The 17,643-nt window shown below is 62.3% G+C and carries 20 protein-coding genes; 7 read left to right on the top strand and 13 right to left on the bottom strand.

All coding sequences use genetic code 11. The annotated features are described in order from the left end of the window. The first annotated feature begins 161 nt into the window (after nucleotides 1-161). Entirely contained in the window at nucleotides 162-449 is a 288-nt protein-coding gene (locus tag AC1RJW_RS13850; RefSeq protein WP_493045418.1) for a hypothetical protein, read from the top strand. Nucleotides 450-463: 14 nt separating this feature from the next. Here the strand turns inward: AC1RJW_RS13850 and AC1RJW_RS13845 are convergent, their stop codons facing one another. The 5 genes from AC1RJW_RS13845 to AC1RJW_RS13825 form a co-directional block, all read right to left on the bottom strand. Continuing rightward, nucleotides 464-889, bottom strand: a complete 426-nt coding sequence (locus AC1RJW_RS13845; protein ID WP_493045417.1) for a VanZ family protein — start codon at nucleotides 887-889, stop codon at nucleotides 464-466. A 543-nt stretch (nucleotides 890-1,432) separates the two neighbouring features. Further along, complete coding sequence (locus tag AC1RJW_RS13840) at nucleotides 1,433-2,197, bottom strand: SDR family NAD(P)-dependent oxidoreductase (RefSeq protein ID WP_493045416.1); 765 nt, start codon at nucleotides 2,195-2,197, stop codon at nucleotides 1,433-1,435. Between the two features lie 73 nt (nucleotides 2,198-2,270). Further along, nucleotides 2,271-2,792, bottom strand: coding sequence for a TPM domain-containing protein (locus tag AC1RJW_RS13835; RefSeq protein WP_099379483.1), 522 nt, complete (start codon nucleotides 2,790-2,792; stop codon nucleotides 2,271-2,273). Then, nucleotides 2,792-3,619 (bottom strand): TPM domain-containing protein, encoded by an 828-nt coding sequence (locus AC1RJW_RS13830; protein ID WP_493045415.1) that lies wholly within the window; start codon nucleotides 3,617-3,619, stop codon nucleotides 2,792-2,794. The genes AC1RJW_RS13835 and AC1RJW_RS13830 overlap by 1 nt, the downstream gene beginning before the upstream one ends. A gap of 1 nt (nucleotide 3,620) precedes the next feature. Next, complete coding sequence (locus tag AC1RJW_RS13825; protein ID WP_152257261.1) at nucleotides 3,621-4,235, bottom strand: LemA family protein; 615 nt, start codon at nucleotides 4,233-4,235, stop codon at nucleotides 3,621-3,623. A gap of 155 nt (nucleotides 4,236-4,390) precedes the next feature. On the opposite strand from AC1RJW_RS13825, the gene pyrF reads away from it, so the two are divergent. After that, a complete protein-coding gene (gene pyrF / locus AC1RJW_RS13820; RefSeq protein ID WP_332860707.1) occupies nucleotides 4,391-5,215 on the top strand; it encodes an orotidine-5'-phosphate decarboxylase in 825 nt (274 codons plus the stop codon). 109 nt (nucleotides 5,216-5,324) lie between these two features. On the opposite strand, the gene sbcB is transcribed toward pyrF, so the two are convergent. Further along, a complete protein-coding gene (gene sbcB / locus AC1RJW_RS13815) occupies nucleotides 5,325-6,773 on the bottom strand; it encodes an exodeoxyribonuclease I (RefSeq protein WP_493045414.1) in 1,449 nt (482 codons plus the stop codon). Between the two features lie 143 nt (nucleotides 6,774-6,916). Here sbcB and AC1RJW_RS13810 point away from each other — a divergent pair, with 143 nt between their 5' ends. Beyond that, nucleotides 6,917-7,525 carry a DUF5610 domain-containing protein gene (locus AC1RJW_RS13810; RefSeq protein ID WP_493045413.1) on the top strand — a complete coding sequence of 203 codons (609 nt, stop codon included), beginning with the start codon at nucleotides 6,917-6,919 and terminating at the stop codon, nucleotides 7,523-7,525. Nucleotides 7,526-7,555: 30 nt separating this feature from the next. Here AC1RJW_RS13810 and AC1RJW_RS13805 read toward each other — a convergent pair whose 3' ends face one another. The 5 genes from AC1RJW_RS13805 to AC1RJW_RS13785 all read right to left on the bottom strand — a co-directional run bounded on the left by AC1RJW_RS13805 (nucleotide 7,556) and on the right by AC1RJW_RS13785 (nucleotide 12,439). Then, nucleotides 7,556-8,521, bottom strand: coding sequence for a GGDEF domain-containing protein (locus AC1RJW_RS13805; protein WP_493045412.1), 966 nt, complete (start codon nucleotides 8,519-8,521; stop codon nucleotides 7,556-7,558). Between the two features lie 261 nt (nucleotides 8,522-8,782). Then, nucleotides 8,783-9,160 (bottom strand): HPF/RaiA family ribosome-associated protein, encoded by a 378-nt coding sequence (locus tag AC1RJW_RS13800; protein WP_070221366.1) that lies wholly within the window; start codon nucleotides 9,158-9,160, stop codon nucleotides 8,783-8,785. 201 nt (nucleotides 9,161-9,361) lie between these two features. After that, nucleotides 9,362-10,027, bottom strand: coding sequence for a DUF1345 domain-containing protein (locus AC1RJW_RS13795; protein WP_493045411.1), 666 nt, complete (start codon nucleotides 10,025-10,027; stop codon nucleotides 9,362-9,364). Nucleotides 10,028-10,058: 31 nt separating this feature from the next. Then, on the bottom strand, nucleotides 10,059-11,336 hold the full coding sequence (locus AC1RJW_RS13790; protein WP_493045410.1) for an MFS transporter: 1,278 nt from the start codon (nucleotides 11,334-11,336) through the stop codon (nucleotides 10,059-10,061). 77 nt (nucleotides 11,337-11,413) lie between these two features. Continuing rightward, a complete protein-coding gene (locus tag AC1RJW_RS13785) occupies nucleotides 11,414-12,439 on the bottom strand; it encodes a CDP-6-deoxy-delta-3,4-glucoseen reductase (protein WP_493045409.1) in 1,026 nt (341 codons plus the stop codon). Nucleotides 12,440-12,451: 12 nt separating this feature from the next. Here AC1RJW_RS13785 and AC1RJW_RS13780 point away from each other — a divergent pair, with 12 nt between their 5' ends. The 4 genes from AC1RJW_RS13780 to AC1RJW_RS13765 all read left to right on the top strand — a co-directional run bounded on the left by AC1RJW_RS13780 (nucleotide 12,452) and on the right by AC1RJW_RS13765 (nucleotide 14,649). Continuing rightward, entirely contained in the window at nucleotides 12,452-13,369 is a 918-nt protein-coding gene (locus AC1RJW_RS13780) for an SDR family oxidoreductase (RefSeq protein WP_493045408.1), read from the top strand. 83 nt (nucleotides 13,370-13,452) lie between these two features. After that, nucleotides 13,453-13,713 (top strand): hypothetical protein, encoded by a 261-nt coding sequence (locus tag AC1RJW_RS13775; protein WP_493045407.1) that lies wholly within the window; start codon nucleotides 13,453-13,455, stop codon nucleotides 13,711-13,713. A 184-nt stretch (nucleotides 13,714-13,897) separates the two neighbouring features. Then, complete coding sequence (locus AC1RJW_RS13770; RefSeq protein ID WP_326458559.1) at nucleotides 13,898-14,167, top strand: hypothetical protein; 270 nt, start codon at nucleotides 13,898-13,900, stop codon at nucleotides 14,165-14,167. 242 nt (nucleotides 14,168-14,409) lie between these two features. Next, nucleotides 14,410-14,649 (top strand): hypothetical protein, encoded by a 240-nt coding sequence (locus AC1RJW_RS13765; RefSeq protein ID WP_029496207.1) that lies wholly within the window; start codon nucleotides 14,410-14,412, stop codon nucleotides 14,647-14,649. Between the two features lie 87 nt (nucleotides 14,650-14,736). On the opposite strand, the gene AC1RJW_RS13760 is transcribed toward AC1RJW_RS13765, so the two are convergent. Further along, nucleotides 14,737-15,450: a glycine-rich domain-containing protein gene (locus tag AC1RJW_RS13760; RefSeq protein ID WP_493045406.1), complete on the bottom strand. Its 714-nt coding sequence runs from the start codon at nucleotides 15,448-15,450 to the stop codon at nucleotides 14,737-14,739. Between the two features lie 187 nt (nucleotides 15,451-15,637). Further along, the gene (locus AC1RJW_RS13755; RefSeq protein ID WP_493045405.1) at nucleotides 15,638-17,416 is read right to left on the bottom strand and encodes a CHASE domain-containing protein; all 1,779 of its coding nucleotides are present in this window, start codon (nucleotides 17,414-17,416) and stop codon (nucleotides 15,638-15,640) included. Between the last annotated feature and the right edge of the window lie 227 nt (nucleotides 17,417-17,643).

Below are 17,643 nucleotides of genomic sequence, written 5' to 3'. Positions count from 1 at the left end.
GATTGCTGCATGTAAGAGCATGGCGGAACCAGGATGTTCGGCGGCCGGCATTGCCGATTGAGATAGATCAAGCGGCTAATTGCCGTGCTTGGTATAAAAGATGCTGGTAATTATTCTTTCGTGCGCCCGCACGTTTCCTCACTGTTGAATAGGGAGAAAAAATGTCATCTGGCCCTACCGCAAAACTGATCGATGAGCTGGTGCTGGCCGTCGGCGGCACCGCGCACGATGCCCGTGCGCGCCATGTACTGGCCCAGGCCTTGCATGGCTTGGTGCGCCTGGCGCGCTCGGAACAGTTGCTGGACATGCAGCGCGATGCGGCACGCGCCATGGGCGCCGGCAGCCGGCGCGAAACGCGCGCCCTGATGCGGCGCCTGGGCACGCGCAGCGCGCGCAGCCAGGGCCAGTTACGGCTGGAATTGCTGGACAGCGAAGCGGACCGCGCCTGACGGGCGCCGCCGCGTCAGGCTTCGGGCAGCGGCGCACCCTTGCCGAGGGCGGCGGCGACCATTTTCGGCCAGAGGAAAGACAGTGGCAGGCAGACCGCCGCGGCCGCCGTGATATCGACCACCCAGTCGCTGACGGCGCCATGGCGGTAAGGCAGGAAGCTCTGGATGAACTCGTCCAGCGCGCCCATGGCCGCCACCATCAGCACCGACAGCAGCGCCCGGCGAGCCATGCCGCCGCCCGTGCCGCTGAACAGGATCAGGGCCAGTACGCCATAGCCGAAGGAGTGCAGCACGCCGCCCGACGCATATTGGCCCACGTCGGCGCGCACGCCGGGGATGTCGCCGATCAGAATCACCAGCACATACAACACCAGGGCCGTGCGGTAGCGCAGGCGTTCATAGCGGTCGGCAAAACAAAGTTCGGGCAAGGGTACAGGCATGATGCGTCAGGATGGGTGGAAAGGCAGTCACAATATCATGTGCGTGGCGGGGCACCGTGTTTTTGCGCAAGAGCTCGCCGGACAGGAAAAAAAAAGGCCCGCGGGGGCGCGGGCCAAAAACCCAAATGAAATGGGTCAAGAGTTGAGAGTTGCTTGGTGCTCACCATGTCGCGCGCCTTGCCGGCGCCCGCCACGGTCATGAAAGGGGAGTGGTGTGCCATCGCGGCACACCTGTCTGTAGTCAGGCATATCGGTTGCCTGTACAGCAGATGAAGCAAGTATAGGGGCCGAAGATGACGGGCTGATGACACGCCGCAACATTTTTTTGCGGCAGGCGGAATGAGCGGGAAGATTGCGGGAAATGGCAAGAATGGCCATGTTTCAGCCGCGATGGCAAAAAAAAAGCCCGCTGGTGAAAGCGGGCTTAAAACTATTTTCTTGGAGGAGAATAGTGGAGACAGGTGCATTATGCTGCGTCGCACGATATGTGTCTAATGATCTTTTTAGATATGCATTATTCTTTTTTTATATAACTCGCCTGTTTTACTCTTTCACGGCCACCGTGTAGTTGAGCGCCATGCGTCCGCCATCGACATAGATGGTCTGGCCCGTCATGTAGGTGGCGTCGTCGCTGGCCAGGAAGGCGGCGATGCCGGCCACTTCTTCCGGCTCGCCGCAGCGGCCCAGCGGCGTGCGCGACAGAATCGTGTGGCGCGCCTGCGGGCTCGACAGCACCGCCTGCTTGGCCAGTTCCGTCAGGATGGTGCCCGGCCCGATGCCGTTGACGCGCACGCCGTGCGGCGCCAGGTTCAGGGCCATGACCTTGGTCAGCTGGTTGATGGCGCCTTTCGATACCACATACGGCACCTGGTTCGGGATCGCCAGCTCCGCATTCACGCTGGACATATTGATGATGCAGCCGCTGTTGCGCTTGACCATCTCGCGCGCCACGGCCTGGCCGCACAGAAACATCGATTTCAGGTTGATGCGCATGACCCGGTCGAAATCGTCTTCGCACACGTCGAGGAAATCGGCCGCATGCGTGACGCCCGCATTGTTGACGAGGATATCGATGTGGCCGAACTGCGCCAGCGTTTCCTTCAGCATGGCGTCCACGTCCGCCTTCTGGCTGACGTCGGCGCAAAAGAAGCGCGCCTGCGGGCCGAGGGAGGCGGCCGCCTGCGCGCCTTCTTCCTTGATGTCGACCAGCATCACCTGCGCCCCTTCGGCGATCAGGCGGGTGGCGCAGGCCAGGCCGATGCCCTGGGTGGCGCCCGTGACGATGGCGGTTTTATCGATCAGTTTCATGCGGTCTCCTTGGCGGGTGGGGGGCGCGCCGCCAAGCTGCGGGGCCATGGCGGATTTTAATCCCTGAACGCCATCAGAGGAGGATGGGTTCGTTCGGCAACTGGTTGCCGCGCGTCCCATTGGCGGGGAAGTGGCTTTGCAGCAAGGTATTCAGCTGTTGCAAGGCATCGAGCGTGCTGTCGTGGTAATTGCCATCCTTGAACCCTTTGGTCATGGTGCGGCACACGGCTTGCCACTGCTCCGGCGTCACGCGCCGGCCCACGTTGCGGTCGGCCACGATATCGACCTGGTGTTCGGCCAGGTTGATATAGATCAGCACGCCAACGTTGTCTTCCGTATCCCACACGCCATACTGGGCGAACAGTTCGCGCGCCCGTTCGCGGTTGCTCACGCCCTGGTAAGCCATGCCCGGCGTCAGGGCCGCTTCGACGATCAGGCGCACTTCCGCCTGGTGCATCGCTTCGCCGTCGGCAATCGCCGTTTCGATGGCTTTCAGGGTGCGTTCGGGAAACGCCTGGCGCGCCGTCGCGGGCGTGCCCCGCAAATGCTTTAAAGCGCGTCCGCAGCGTTGTCCGAATGTCAGTTGTTTCGTCATTACCAATCTCCCGAGGCGCCGCCGCCGTCAAAACCGCCGCCGCCGCCGCCGAAACCACCGCCGCCACCGCCAAATCCGCCGCTGCCGAAGCCTCCTCCGCCCCCGCGGTTGTTCAGCGCCTGGTTCAAGATGCTGCCCAGCACGACGCCCGTGGCGCCGCTGGACCAGTTGCTGCCGCGCTGCAGGCGGTTGGGCCCGCCGCGCGAGCGGAACACGGTCAGCACGACGAGAAAGCCGAAGAACAGCAGCGGCAGCCAGAAGGTCAGGCCGCCCGCTTCCACGGTCGCCGGCGCCTTCTGCTGTGCCGGCGCGGGGAATTGCTCCTGGTTCAGCAGGGTGGCAATCGACCCCACGCCGGCCACCAGGCCGCCGTAATAGTCGTTTTGCTTGAAATGGGGGGCGATCACGTCTTGCAGGATGCGTTTCGATTGCGCATCCGTCAGCACGCCTTGCACGCCACGGCCCGCTTCGATGCGCAAACGGCGCAAGGACGAGGGATTGTCCTTCGCCACCATCAGCAGCACGCCGTCATCGACGCCCTTGCGGCCCAGCTTCCAGGCATCCGTCACGCGGATGCTGTATTGCTCGATGGCTTCCGGTTCCGTGCTCTTGACCAGCAGCACGGCGATCTGGCTGCCCGTCTTGGCTTCGTAGTCGGCCAGCACGCCTTCCAGCGCCGCTTTTTGCTTGTCATCGAGCATGCCGGCGTTGTCCGTCACGCGCGCCGCCAGCGGCGGCACGGGCTGCAAGCCCTGCGCGCTGGCGGGCAAGGCTGTCCACAGCAGCAGCGCCGTCGCCAGCGCCGCCAGATAAGACCAGGCTTTCATCTTATTTGCCGAAGTTGACGGTCGGCGCGGTCGAAATGGCTTTTTCGTTTTCCACCGTGAACGACGGCTTGACCTTGTAGCCGAAGATCATCGCCGTCAGGTTGTTCGGGAAGCTGCGCGCATGCACGTTGTAATCTTGCACGGCGGTAATGTAACGCTGGCGCGCCACGGTGATGCGGTTTTCCGTGCCTTCCAGCTGCGACTGCAGGTCACGGAAGCTGGTGTCGGCTTTCAGGTCAGGATATTTCTCGGACACCACCATCAGGCGCGACAGGGCCGACGACAGTTGCCCCTGCACTTGCTGGAATTTTTCGAAGGCGGCCGGGTCGTTCAGCACTTCGGGCGTGATCTGGAAACTGGTGGCGGCGGCGCGCGCCTTGGTCACCGCTTCCAGCGTTTCGCGCTCGTGCGTGGCATAGCCCTTGACGGTATTCACCAGGTTGGGGATCAGGTCGGCGCGGCGCTGGTACTGGTTGACCACTTCGCCCCAGGCGGCCTTGGTGGCTTCGTCCTTGCTCTGGAAGTCGTTGTAGCCGCAGCCCGTCAGGATGCCGGCCAGGACGGTGACGCTCAGCGCCAGGCGCAGCCATTTGGTGAATTGATTGGTGATTTGCATGATGGGTTCCGTGCTGAGTAAGGGAGGTGAGGCAAATATACCTGAAACGGCCCGCCATGTCGGTTTAATAAGCGCCTGCCGCCGCCTCAGGCTGCCTTGACAGGTCCGCGCCGCGTTACAATACGGGGTTTGCAACTGAATAGAGAAGGTGTGCCGTGAATTTCATCAATAAATTATCCGCCGCATGGACGGCCAATAATTCCCTGCTGTGCGTGGGCCTGGACCCCGACCTGGCGAAACTGCCGGCCGAGCTGCGCGATTTGCCTGATGGAATCACCACCTTTTGCACGCGCATCATCGATGCCACGGCCGACCTGGCCTGCGCCTTCAAGCCGCAGATCGCTTATTTCGGCGCACTGGGCGCGGAAAAGCAGCTGGAAGACATCTGCCGCTACGTGCGCGAAAACTATCCGCACATCCCCCTGATCCTCGACGCGAAACGGGGCGACATCGGCGCGACAGCCACGCAATACGCGCGCGAAGCGTTCGAACGCTACGGCGCCGACGCCGTCACCGTGAACCCCTACATGGGCGAGGATTCGCTCGACCCCTACCTGGCGTGGAAAGACCGCGGCGTGATCATCCTGTGCCGCACCTCGAACCCGGGCGGCTCGGACCTGCAATTCCTCGACACGGACGGCGTGCCCCTGTACCAGCGCGTGGCGCGCCTGGTGGCCGAGAAATGGAACAAGAATGGCCAGTGCGCGCTCGTCGTCGGCGCCACCTTCCCTGAAGAACTGGCGCAAGTGCGCGCCATCGTGGGCGACATGCCGCTGCTGGTTCCCGGTATCGGCGCCCAGGGCGGAGATATTGCCGCCACCGTCGGCGCGGGCCAGACGGCCAACGGCATGGGCATGATGATCAGCTCTTCGCGCGCCATCATCTACGCCACGCCGCAAGCGGGCGAAGACTTCGCCGACGCGGCGCGCCGCGTGGCGATCGAGACGCGCGATGCGATCAATCAACACCGTGCAGCGTAGGTCGGATTAGCGGCGACGCCGCGTAATCCGACAACACCAGTAACGTCAACAATGTTGTCGGATTACGCGGGGCCTTGCCCCGCTAATCCGACCTACCCAGCCTGGTCCTTCAGTCGCGCATGGGCGCCACCATCTCCGCATAGTCGTACAGCTCGCCCAATATCTCTTCCCCACGCTCATCGACCGATTCCGACAGCACGTCGATTTCCGTAAACAGCATCTCGATGGTGCGGGCGCCGCCGTCGCCGTCGAACAATCGGGCGGCGCGGTGCTGTTCCCAGCGCAGGCTTTCCGCTTCGCTCAGGGTTTGCGGGAAATTGCGGGCGCGGTAGCGGAAAAGCAATTCCTGCAGGCGTTCGTCGGCAAACGAGGGGCGGGCCGTGGCCAGTTTGGCTGGCGTGTCGCGGCGCAAGGATTCGAGCAGGCGGCGGTCGTCGTTGCTGACGAAACCATTGTACAAATCCTCATCCACGTCCAGCGCGGTGTTCGCGCCCGGACGCTGGAACACTTCGGCCCAGACGGCATCCATGTTCGGCGCCGCGGCGGCCAGCTGGGCGTTGACCTTCGCCGCATCCACGTCGATGCCCCATTGCGCGGCCATGGCAGGCGACAGGGTCTTTAAATTGCCCACCAGCATGGGCGACTTGTTCAAATGAACGCTTTTCACGGGCAGGCGCGTCATGCCTTCCGGCATGGCATCCTTGCGCGTAAATAAACGCGTGCGGATGGTGTCGGCGTCCAGTTCGAACAGTTCGCGCGGGTCGTAGGCGCAATCCCAGACGAGGATCTCGTTTTTATTGCTCGGGTGCGTGGCCAGCGGCCAGACGACGCCCAGGCAACCCCGTTCGGCGGGGAACATGCCGGACACGTGCAGGAAAGGCTGGCGCTCGCCGGCGGCCAGGTGCATGCCCATTTCGCTGGCGACCCTGTCCTTCTTGTGCAGGGCCAGGCAGAATTCGAACAGTTTCGGCTGCTTCTGCTTGATCAGGCGGGCCAGGGCGATGGTGGCGCGCACGTCCGATAGCGCATCATGCGCCGCTTCGTGGACGAGGCCATTGGCCTTGCTCAAATGTTCCAGTCTAAAGCTGGTCTGGCCATCGTCGCGCTTCGGCCATTGAATGCCTTCCGGGCGCAGCGCGTGCGTCATGCGCACCACGTCGAGGATGTCCCAGCGGCCGCAATGGTTCTTCCATTCGCGCGCATACGGGTCGATCAGGTTGCGCCAGAACAGGAAACGCGTGACTTCATCGTCGAAACGGATGGTGTTGTAGCCCACGCCGATGGTGCCCGGTTCCGAAAAGGCCGCTTCGATGGTGGCGGCGAACTGGTGTTCGGGCACGCCCAGCTGCAGGCACTGCTGCGGCGTGATGCCCGTGATCAGGCACGATTGCGGATCGGGCAGGAAATCATTGGCAGGCTGGCAATACAGCATGATCGGTTCGCCGATTTCGTTGAGGTCGGCATCCGTGCGGATGGCGGCGAACTGGGCCGGGCGGTCGCGGCGCGGCTGGGCGCCAAAGGTTTCGTAGTCGTGCCAAAGAAAGGTCTGGTTAGTCATTGATGGTCGTTACTTGCTTGATTGTTATCTTAATTGTCCGGGCCGCTTCAGTTTTCTGAAAACCTGCCGATACTACACGAGAGGATGGTCATCATCGCGTTTCCCGCATGGTGGCATACATTGCCCGTTCAAGGAGGTCTATCGTGTCAATTCCCATCGCCGCAAGCGGCAATTCCACCCCTTCCGTGACTTCCGTCAGTACGGGTGTTGCCGGCAAGGACGATAAAGTCCAGCATGGCGTCAACGCTGAAATGAGCGTGAATGACCGCAGCAAGCTGCAATTGAACGCGTCCATCATGCAGGCGTCGCTGAACGTGTCCATCGGTTCCGAGAACGAGCCGCTGGCGCTGCTGTACAAGACGGCCATCACCAACATCAATGAAGCGCTGAAGGGCCAGTACGGCGACGATGCGATCCAGAACGCGGCGTCGCAGGACAACAGCGCCGAAGCGACGGCGAGCCGCATCGTCTCGCTGTCGACGGGTTTTTTCGACGCCTACAAGAAGCAGAACCCCGGCATGGACGACGATACGGCCCTGACCAAGTTCATGGACACCATCAGCGGCGGCATGGAGAAGGGCTTCAAGGAAGCGCGCGACATCCTGGGCGGCTTGAAAGTGCTGAACGGCGATATCGCCGGCAATATCGACAAGACGTATGAGCTGGTGCAGAAGGGCTACGCGGATTTCATCGCCGCGCACAGCAGCAAGAAGGATGACGCTGCCAAGCCGGCCGACAGCAAGGCTGCCTGATCATTATTACGCCGGAAGCGCCTGAGAATATCAGGTGCTTACGCGGTTGCGCCCGCCTGCCTTGGCGCGGTACAGCGCCGCATCCGCAGTGGCGATCAGCGCTTCGTCGTCCTGTTCCGCCGCCAGGCTGGCCACGCCGAAGGAACCCGTGATGTGCGGCAGCGCGCTGCGCATGTCGGCGAAGATAACGGCGAGCTGCATGCGCTCGCACAAGCGCTCGGCTACCCGCAAGGCCACGTTTTCGCTGGTATCGGGCAAGATCACCATCATTTCCTCGCCACCATAGCGCACGGCAAAATCCGTCGGCCGCAGGGCCGCGCCCAGCACTTGCGCGGCGATGCGCAGCGCCTGGTCGCCCGCCTGGTGGCCGTGGGTGTCGTTGAAACGCTTGAAATGGTCGAGGTCTATCATCACCAGCGACAGCGGCGAGCCGCTGGCGTGGGCAGTGATGATCATGTTCGGCAGCAAGTCGGTGAGCCAGGCGCGGTTGTACAGGCCAGTCAGGCTGTCGACCATCGACAGCTGGCGGTAGAATTCGCCCAGTTTCTGCCGCCGGCGCAGCAGGGCATTGGCGGCGCGGATGCGGAAGGACAGCAAGCGCAGCAGGTTGCGCGCCAGGCCGTTCGATTGCTCGATCAATTCCCAGACGACGGCCGCGTCGATCACCAGCAAGTCGGTTTCTTCCAGGGCGGAAATGGCGGCCAGGTTGCTTGCTTCATCGAGCACCGATTGTTCGCCCACGCTTTCGCCGGGCAAGACCTTGCTGACGGTGCCGTCATCCATGCCCGTGTGGGTGTCGGCGGCCACGGCCAGCGAACCGCGCAGGACGATGTACAGGCTGGTGCCTTGTGTGTCGGCAATGGCTTCGCCCGCTTCGAGGCGCATGACGGGGCAGGGTGCCAGCATGGCGGCCGTCTGGCTATCCGCCCCATCGCGAAATAGCTGTAAATCGCCGATGTTGCAGCCTGAAGCGCCAAAGTTGCCGATCTGTTCCACAATCACACTTTCAAAAAGCCGGCGCGCGCGAGCAGAGGGCCGGTAGCTTCATGATAGCGTAAAGCGGCCTTTGCTGTAACGGCAAAGCCTTGCCTGATGTCACTTACTGTGAGAAATACGACAATTATTTCATTGTCGTGTTAGTAAGCTGAAATGATGGTGGTTTTACTATGCTTGTTGCCGCAGACGAAAGGCGGCCCGGATGTGCAAAGGCAGCCTTGAACGGCTGCCTCAGTCTCTGGAAATCTTGCGGGGTGGGAATTACTCGGCGGTTTCTTCCGCTTCGGCCGTATCGATCACGGCATTCTTGCCGGTGGCATGGCGCTTGCTGTCTTGCAGGCGGCCCAGTGCGCTATCGATGGCGCGTTTCAGTTTGTCGGTGGCGCCGGCAACGGATTGATGCACGGTGGCGTTCTGTTCGGTCACGGCAATCGGTTGATAGCCAGCAACGCGTGCTTCCATGACGCAGCGGATATCGTCGGCGCCGCCTTTCGGGCCATTCGTGTCGCTGATGTGGACTTCGATGCGGGTCAGGTTGTCGCGGAAGCGGCTCAGTGCGCTTTCAAGTACGGATTGCACATGTTCGTTCAGTCCAGCGGTGTTGGCGATGGTGCTGTCGGTATGAATATTGATTTGCATATGCTTACTCCTGTCAATTCAAAAAAAACCCATCTCAGGCGTGCTGCGGCCTGGTTGCTGCCTCATGCACATGACCTCTGTGCATGGAACTTATCTTACTCCTCTTTCCAGTATTTCAAGAGGGTGCGCACGATTAAGATGAGCTTAACCCTACACCCAGGTCAAGTTTCCTCGCAGAATCTTTTCAAGCCGGCGTCAGCTTTATCCATTGATCAGGCCTGCGGCGATATTGATCGACAGCCCCAGCACGACCAGGTTGAAGAAAAAGCTCAGCACGGATTGCCCCAGCACGATCTGCCGCATCAGCCGCGTCTGCACGCACACGTCCGACGTTTGCACGGCCACGGCGATGGTGAAGGCGAAGTACAGGAAATCCCAGTAATCGGGATTCTGCTCGTCGTCGGGAAATTTCAGGGGGCGCAGCGCGGGGTCGGCCTGGTAGTACAGGTGGGCATAATGAAAGCAGAACAGGGTGCCGACGAGGAACCAGGAGCCGACCAGTGTCAGGATGGTCAAGCCGTAATGCAGCGCGCGCTCGTCGGGCGCCATGTCCTTCATCGAGGACAGCTGCGAGACGATGGCCACCAGGCTCATCACGGATGCGACGGACAGGGCCGACAGCACCGTGGCCGCCCGCTCATCCTGGCGCGCCGCCATGGCCTTGACCTTGTGATGGTTGGCACGCATCATCATCCAGGCCATCGTCGCCAGGTAGAACCAGACGGCCACGTTCCACGCCGTCAGCAGACGCGTCATCTGTTGCCAGGATGCGGGCAGCAGCAGGCCGGCCGCCACGCCGATGGCCGTGGCCATGCTCAGGTGGGGGCGGCTGCGGATGAAGCTGTGCAAGGGAAGCGTGATTTTCATGGTGCAAGTTCGTCAGTGGGAATAGCGCATCTTAGCCCTTAAGTGCCGGCTCCGGTGGCCGTCCTGCGGCCGCTTCCTTCTCGTGGTGGGGGAAACGGTCCATGCGCGACAGCACGGGGAACAGCACGGCCCACACGCCCGTCACGGCCAGGGTGGCGGCGCCGCCGAAGAGCACGGCGCGCACGAGGCCGAACCAGCCGGCCGTCAGGCCCGATTCGAATTCGCCCAGCTCGTTCGAGGCGCCGATGAAGACGGCATTCACGGCGCTGACCCGGCCGCGGATCTCGTCCGGCGTCTCGAACTGCACCAGCAGGTGGCGGATGTAGACGCTGACCATGTCGCCGGCGCCCATCAGGAACAGTGCCGCCAGTGCCAGCGGGAAATAACTGGTGCTGCCCAGCACCAGGGTGCCCAGGCCGAACACGGCCACGCCGCCGAACATCCAGGCGCCCACCCGGCGCGTGATGGGGAAGATGGCCAGAATGATCGAGCACAGGGCGGCGCCCGCGCCCGGCGCCGTGCGCAGCAGGCCCAGGCCGCCGGGGCCGATATGCAGCACGTCATGCGCGAGCGCCGGCAGCAGGGCCGTGGCGCCGCCGAACAGCACGGCAAACAGGTCGAGCGAAATGGCGCCCAGCACGATGGGTTTCGACCAGACGAAACGCAAGCCTTCGAGCAGGGTGTGCCAGCTGACGGGTTCGCGTTTCACCACTTGCGGCGCCGGCGTGGTGGCGCGCATCAGCAGCACGGACAGCACCAGCAAGGCCGACGAGATCAGATACACGACCTTGGGGCCGAAGTAATACAGCAAGCCGCCCAGGGTAGGCCCGAGGATGATGGCCACGTGCGAGCTTGAGGAACTGAGCGCCACGGCGCGGCTGAAGTGCTGCGTGGGCACCATGTTGACCAGCACGGCTTGCGTGGCCGGCATCATGAAGGCGCGCGCGCTGCCGAACAGCACCAGCACGGCAAACACGGGCCAGACGATGGAAATATTGCTTAAGGTGAACGCCAGCAGGGCCAGTGCGCAGGCCAGCTGCGCCGCCAGGCACCAAGCGATGATGTTGCGGCGGTTGTAGCGGTCGGCCACGTGGCCGGCCGGCAAAATCAAGACGAGGAAGGGCGCGAACTGCGCCAGGCCGATCAAGCCCAGGTCGAACAGGCTGCCCGTGATCTGGTACACCTGCCAGCCGATGGCCACGCTTTGCATCTGCACGGCCACGGTGCCCAGCACGCGGGCGGTAAGATAAAAGGCGAAATTGCGGTGACGCAGGATACTGAAGCCGTTGCCGGCAGAGGCGAGAGACATGAAATTTCCAGGAAACAGCGGGGTGGAGCGGCAGCGGATGCCGCAGCAGCAGCGCCCCGCTGTCTGGAAGGTGATGCTTACTTGGCCAGATCCGCTTCGCTGGTGAAGGCGTCCGCGTAGAACTCGTCGGCTGGCAGCTGGCACTGCTGCACGAAATCGCGGTGGGCCGCATCGACCATCACGGGCGCGCCGCAGGCATACACCTGATACGCGGACATGTCCGGCAAGTCGGCGATGACGGCCTGGTGCACAAAGCCCGTGCGGCCGCTCCAGGCGTCTTCCGGCAAGGCTTCCGAGACGACGGGCACGTAGGTGAAGTGCGGCAAGTCGGCGGCCCACTGGCGGCACAGCGCATCCATGTACAGGTCGTGCGGACGGCGGCCGCCCCAGTACAGGGTGACCGGGCGCGTGGAGCGCTCGCTGATCATGTGCTCGACGATGGCTTTCAAGGGGGCAAAGCCAGTACCCGAGGCCAGCAGCACGACGGGCTTGTCGGAATCTTCGCGCAGGAAGAAGGTGCCCATCGGGCCTTCGAAGCGCAGGATGTCGCGCTCTTTCATGCTGCCGAACACCTGGTCGGTAAACAGGCCGCCCGGCAGGTGGCGGATGTGCAGGGTCACGGGACCGCCGTCGGCGGGCGCGCTGGCCATGCTGTAGCTGCGGCGTTTGTTGTCGCGCAACAAGATTTCGATATACTGTCCGGCGCGGTAGTTGAGGCGCTCGCTGGCTGGCAACTGCAGGGTCAGCACGACGACGTCGGGCGCGACTTTTTCAATCGTGGTCACGCGCGACGGCATTTTCTTGATCGGGTAGTCGCTGCTGCCCGCCACTTCGCGCGCTTCGATGACGAGGTCGGCGTCCGTGGTGGCGCAGCAGAACAGGGAAAAGCCGGCCGCTTCCTCTTCCGGCGTCAGGGCGCGCTGCTGGTGCGCCTTGTGCTGGACGGTGCCGGCAAGCACTTTGCCCTTGCAGGAACCGCAGGCGCCATTTTTACAGCCATACGGCAAGCCCACGCCGGCGCGTATTGCCGCCGCCAGCACGGTTTCGTCCGCTTCGCAGCTGAACTGGTGGCCGCTGGGCTGAACAGTAACTTGAAAAGTCATACAATCCTTGAGATGAAAAATATGTTAATGCACTCTTTGCGCAAGCCCTCAGGCTTGCCGCGCCTGCTGATCCTGGGCTGCGGCGACGTCGGCATGCGCCTGCTGCCCCTGCTGCGCGCGCGTTTTCGCGTCTTTGCCGTCACCAGCCAGCCGGCGCGCTGCGCGCAGCTGCGGGCGGCCGGCGCCGTGCCCATCGTGGCCAACCTCGACGACCGCGCCAGCCTGAAACGGCTGGCGGGACTGGCGACGATGGTGGTGCACCTGGCGCCGCCCCTGTCGTCGGGCTTGCTGGACCGGCGCACGCGCAATCTGGCCGCCATTTTACCCGAGCATGCACGCATGGTGTATGTGAGCACCAGCGGCGTGTATGGCGATTGCGGCGGCGCCTGGGCCGATGAAACGCGGCCTGTGGCGCCGGCGAACGCGCGCGCGAAGCGGCGCGTCGACGCCGAGCAGGTCTTGCGGGGCTGGGGCGCGCGCCGCGGCGCCACCGTGGCCATCCTGCGCGTGCCCGGCATCTACGCGGAAGACCGCCTGCCCCTGAAACGTTTGCGCGAAGGCACGCCGGCCCTGGCCGCGGGCGACGACGTGTACACCAACCATATCCATGCCGATGACCTGGCGCGCATCATCGAACGGGCCTTGTGGCGGGGCAAGCCGGGGCGCGTGTATCACGCCAGCGATGACAGCGAACTCAAAATGGCCGAGTATTTCGATGCCGTGGCCGACGCCTTCGGCCTGCCGCGCCCGCCGCGCCTGCCCCGTGCCCAGCTGCAGCAAGTGGTCACGCCGATGCTGCTGTCGTTCATGTCCGAATCGCGCCGCCTGCACAATACGCGCATCAAGCGCGAGCTGGGCGTGCGCCTGCGCTACGCGCGCGTGGCCGATGCCTTGCAGGCGCTGGCAGCCGGCGGGGCCCGCATCGGGTAAAATGGCCGGCTATCTGCGCACTTTGCTGGGCCGGCGCGCAGCGCGCCGTTCCGGCGTTGCGCTATTCACTTAAGGACTACAGCATGAGCACCCTCACTTACGAAGCATACTTGGACGAGGTCACCACCGTCCTGACGGAATTGTACGACCTCGACGACGCCGCCGCCATCAAGCTGGTCGTGGCGGCGCAGGATGCCGAATTTTTTGTTCCGCACGATGCGCATGAGGAAATGCGTACCGTGGAACAAGCCAAGAAAGATGCGGTCACCCTGTTCGAGCGCAAGCAGAACCGCCAGCAGACGCAGGAAAAACAGCAACAGCGCGTGCGCCAGCAAAAGAAATAAGAACGGCCGCCAGGCCGTGGGGCAGCGTGGGCTTCGGCGCAACACCGTGGCCTTGCCATTTGATGCGGCGCAAACGCGTCAGGGCGCGCTGGCGATATCGTGAGCAATGTCGTCACGCGTTTCAGCTATTTGTGGCGGGCTCTACAATTAGTGCGACGCTGTTTCCCGCCAGCAGGAGCGAGCCATGCGAGCTACGAATCACCCCAGCAAGGAACAGGTGCGCGCCTATATGCGCCGCCGCGAACATGCGCGGCAACCGCCGCCGCCGCCCGATGAAATCCGCCGGCAGCTGGCCTGGTGCCGCGTGGATGCCGTGCCGGGCACTTGCCTGCTGGTCACTCCGGCCGGCGTGGCCGCGCAAGGCTGGCATTTATCGACGGAAATCGCCCGCCTGGGCACGCTCATGGCGATTGCCTGGTTGATGCGCAGCGGCGTTCCTCATTGTAAAAATTGATGACTTGCAGCAAATTTTTCCGATTTGGGTTATCCTCTAGCACATTCCAAGTGCGTCAATTCTCTTCAATTATCACAATTTTGCTTTAAGTTACGCAAAAATCAACAATAGCGTGTATTATATTGTTTGCGGCGTAAAAGCCGCATAAGTGATGGCGCTTTTTAGTGTGTTTACCCTGAATTATTGCAAAAGAGACATTCGGTTTCTTTTTGCACTAATACAACAAGTACGGATTTTTGATCATGTCTCTCAAACAAATTACCTCTTTGCCTACCTACAACCCGAATCGCGTCCTCGATGCGATCATCGACAAGCTGCAGCTGAAAAACGATGCCGCCTTGTCGCGAGCTCTGGAAGTGGCGCCACCTGTTATCAGCAAGATTCGTCACAACACCTTGCCGATCGGCGCCACGATCCTCATCCGCATGCATGAAATCAGCGATTTCAGCATTCGTGAACTGCGCGAGTTGATGGCTGCCTAAGAGCGCCTGACAGACGGCAAACTGAGAGGTGCCGTCTGGGTAAGTCAGGCTTGCCGCGTGCGGCAGCCACATCTGTTTTCCGCTTTTCTATTGCGGGTCGAGGTTCAGTACCGGACGATCGACATAGAAGCGCCCCAATTCCAGGCCGGTCGTGGACGACTTGACCACCGCAGCGGCCAGTGTGGCAGGCGCGCTGGAAAATGCGGTGCTGGCAGCGCCCGTCGCGCGGCCCGAATATGCCGTCGCCTGCACGGCCGCACTGGAAAACGCCGTCTGGACGGCCCGGCCCGAGTAGGCGGTGGCCTGTACCGCGGCACTGGAAAATGCTGTTTGTACCGCACGTCCCGAGTACGCAGCTTGTACCGCCCGTCCCGAATACGCCGCCTGCACGGCGCGCCCCGAATACGCCGTTTCCGCGCGGATATAATCTTCCCCGAACGTTTGCTCATACAGCTGCTTCATGCGCTCGCCCACGCGATGGTGCGCCGCTTCGTCGTCTTCGCCGCGCAGGCCGATGTACGGGAAGTGATGCAGGAAGTAGCCGAACACCAGTTCGCAGTCGGCCGCATATTTCAGGGTGTCGAGGATATGGTAGTGCCAGAAGGTATCGACGTCCATCAGCGGTGCCGTTTCTTCTTCCGGAAACTGTTTCATCAGGATCAGGAAGCGGCGGTATTCGAATTCCACCGCATTCGCCTTTTCCAGGCTCCATCCTTCGCCGGACTCCCGGTGCATCAGCTTGACCTTGATCGCGTCCAAATTCAAATCGGCAATTGCCTTGAAACTGTCGTTCGTATCCATGAATGTCCTTTGGTAAAGAGCGTTGTGGGAAATACGGTGAAACAAGGGAAAGCGGTGGGTGTGTACTCCTGGCAAGTAGTCGAGGAATGCCTGGCCCATGGCGGGCGGGCGCTGAGTTGTTCTACATCAATATTGCATCTAATTACGAAATACGCAAGCTGAGCTTGCTTCATGCGGGGCGCGCCGCTCAGGCGCTGGCCCGGTTGTCTTCCTGATAAGGAAACGCGGTGGCGTCCGCGCTCAGCGGTACGCTGACGTGCACGCTCATGCCGGCACCGGGGCTGCTTTCGATGTAGAAAGTGCCGCCGAGCAACTTGATACGTTCTTCGATGCCCACCAGGCCAAACGAGCCCAGCTTGTTGCGCCCGTCGATGGCCGCGCCCACGCCGTTGTCGCTGACGCTCATCGACACCGTATCGCGGCACTTTTCCAGCTTGACCTGCACGCGGCTGGCATTGGCATGCTGGGAAATATTGCTGAGCGACTCTTGCAGGATGCGGAACAGGGCCGTCGCGCACTGGTCGCTGAGGCAAATGTCGTCATGGCTTTCGCTCACTTCGCAGGCGATGCCCGTGCGCTGGCGAAATTGCGCCACCTGCCATTCGACGGCCGCATTCACGCCCAGGTCCAGCACGGTAGGGCGCAAGTCGTTGATGATCTGCCGCACGCTCTTGATGGTGGCGTCGATCTGCTCCAGGGTCGAGCGGGCGCGGGCGTTCAGGCGCGGGTGGCGGCGCTGCGTGCGCGAGGCCAGCATGTCGGCGTCGATGCGCAGCACCAGCAGGTTCTGCCCCAGGTCGTCGTGGATTTCGCGCGCGATGCGCTTGCGCTCTTCTTCCTTGATCTGGTCGGCGTGGGCCGCCAGGCGGCGCAGTTTCTGGTGCGACAGCTGCAGGCGGATCTGGCTGGCGCGCAATTCCTCCGTCATGCCCGTCGCCATCTGGATGGCGCGCCGGCGCGACGACGCCAGCGTGTGGAACAGCACGTACAGCAGCATGGTGCTGGCAAAGCCAATCAGCAGGGCCAGCCATGGCAAAAAGGCATCGAAGCGCGTGTACAGGTCGCTCTTGCGCACGCTGAACAGCGCTTGCCAGACGCGGCCATTGTGTTCGATCAGCATCGTGCTGCTCAGGTAGCGGCCCGAACTGCCGGGCAGCCACCATGGCGCATGCATGCCCGCCGTCGTGCTGTCGAAGATGGGGCGCATGTCGTGCGGCAAGTCCAGTGCTTCGCGCGCCTGCGGGCCGATATCGAACAGCGTTAGGCGCACGTTACGTACCGGCATGTCGGCCAGCGCGCTGCGCATCATCGTCACCAGGTCGTAGCCGATGCCGACGGAACCCTGGTACGCCGCGCGCCTTTGCTCCACCGTATCGACCGGCATGCCGAAGCGGTACACGGGCAGGCGCATGGCCATGCCCGTCAGCTGCGGCCGGCCCTCCAGCGGCACGGGCACGCCGGAATTGCTGATCTGCCCGGAATCGCGCGACTGCGCCAGCGCTTCGGCGATCAGGGGGCGCTCGGCGATGTCATGGCCATACTTTTCCGGGGCGCTGGCAATAGGCTCGATGTACACCAGCACGGAATATTGCGCGCGCGGGGCGGGCGGATGGATGGCAAATGCCGGATAGCCATCGCGCCCGGGCGGATAGTCGCGCTGCATGGCCGCTTCGAAGGCGCTGCGCTGCGCATCGTCGAGTTCCTGGCTGTAATTGAGATTCATCACGCCCGGATAGTTCTGTTGCAGGGCGATGTTTGCCACGTAGTGGTGGAATTGCTCGCGGCTCACGTGTTCGTTGGCGCGGAACAGGCTGGCCGTGCCGCGCAGCAGGTTGGCATATGACTTGACGCGCGATTCGATGTTTTTCCGGGTATTGCGGGCCAGATTGTCGAACAGCTCGCTGGCATCGTTTTCGATCGACAGCGAGGCCGCCATGTAGAACAGCAGGCCCACCATCATTGACATCACAAAGCCGAGCAGCCAGAGCGGTCTTTTTTCAGCAGATAAGGGGTGTTCGCCGGCAGTAGAAGACATCGCCATCCACATCAGGAAGAGGAATCGGGTGCCGCCTCGGTGGCGGTGGCTAGACTGAGTTGTACAAGCACTATCGATATTGCAAATTGCTCAATAGCTGCCTAATATACAAAATTATCGTGAATATAGTCAACAGGCAATATTTCTCTCTGAAACGA

It is taken from the genome of Janthinobacterium sp. GW822-FHT07A03 (genome assembly GCF_058798815.1).
This window is presented reverse-complemented; position numbering and strand designations above follow the sequence as displayed.

Coding starts and splice junctions, on each gene's coding strand:
- AC1RJW_RS13835 (WP_099379483.1), bottom strand. CDS start 2,792: ATGACGAAACAACTGACATTCGGACAACGCTGCGGACGCGCTTTAAAG.
- AC1RJW_RS13845 (WP_493045417.1), bottom strand. CDS start 889: ATGCCTGTACCCTTGCCCGAACTTTGTTTTGCCGACCGCTATGAACGC.
- AC1RJW_RS13840 (WP_493045416.1), bottom strand. CDS start 2,197: ATGAAACTGATCGATAAAACCGCCATCGTCACGGGCGCCACCCAGGGC.
- AC1RJW_RS13825 (WP_152257261.1), bottom strand. CDS start 4,235: ATGCAAATCACCAATCAATTCACCAAATGGCTGCGCCTGGCGCTGAGC.
- AC1RJW_RS13830 (WP_493045415.1), bottom strand. CDS start 3,619: ATGAAAGCCTGGTCTTATCTGGCGGCGCTGGCGACGGCGCTGCTGCTG.
- AC1RJW_RS13800 (WP_070221366.1), bottom strand. CDS start 9,160: ATGCAAATCAATATTCATACCGACAGCACCATCGCCAACACCGCTGGA.
- AC1RJW_RS13755 (WP_493045405.1), bottom strand. CDS start 17,416: ATGTCAATGATGGTGGGCCTGCTGTTCTACATGGCGGCCTCGCTGTCG.
- AC1RJW_RS13795 (WP_493045411.1), bottom strand. CDS start 10,027: ATGAAAATCACGCTTCCCTTGCACAGCTTCATCCGCAGCCGCCCCCAC.
- AC1RJW_RS13765 (WP_029496207.1), top strand. CDS start 14,410: ATGTCTCTCAAACAAATTACCTCTTTGCCTACCTACAACCCGAATCGC.
- AC1RJW_RS13790 (WP_493045410.1), bottom strand. CDS start 11,336: ATGTCTCTCGCCTCTGCCGGCAACGGCTTCAGTATCCTGCGTCACCGC.
- AC1RJW_RS13770 (WP_326458559.1), top strand. CDS start 13,898: ATGCGAGCTACGAATCACCCCAGCAAGGAACAGGTGCGCGCCTATATG.
- AC1RJW_RS13775 (WP_493045407.1), top strand. CDS start 13,453: ATGAGCACCCTCACTTACGAAGCATACTTGGACGAGGTCACCACCGTC.
- AC1RJW_RS13780 (WP_493045408.1), top strand. CDS start 12,452: ATGAAAAATATGTTAATGCACTCTTTGCGCAAGCCCTCAGGCTTGCCG.
- sbcB (WP_493045414.1), bottom strand. CDS start 6,773: ATGACTAACCAGACCTTTCTTTGGCACGACTACGAAACCTTTGGCGCC.
- AC1RJW_RS13785 (WP_493045409.1), bottom strand. CDS start 12,439: ATGACTTTTCAAGTTACTGTTCAGCCCAGCGGCCACCAGTTCAGCTGC.
- AC1RJW_RS13760 (WP_493045406.1), bottom strand. CDS start 15,450: ATGGATACGAACGACAGTTTCAAGGCAATTGCCGATTTGAATTTGGAC.
- AC1RJW_RS13850 (WP_493045418.1), top strand. CDS start 162: ATGTCATCTGGCCCTACCGCAAAACTGATCGATGAGCTGGTGCTGGCC.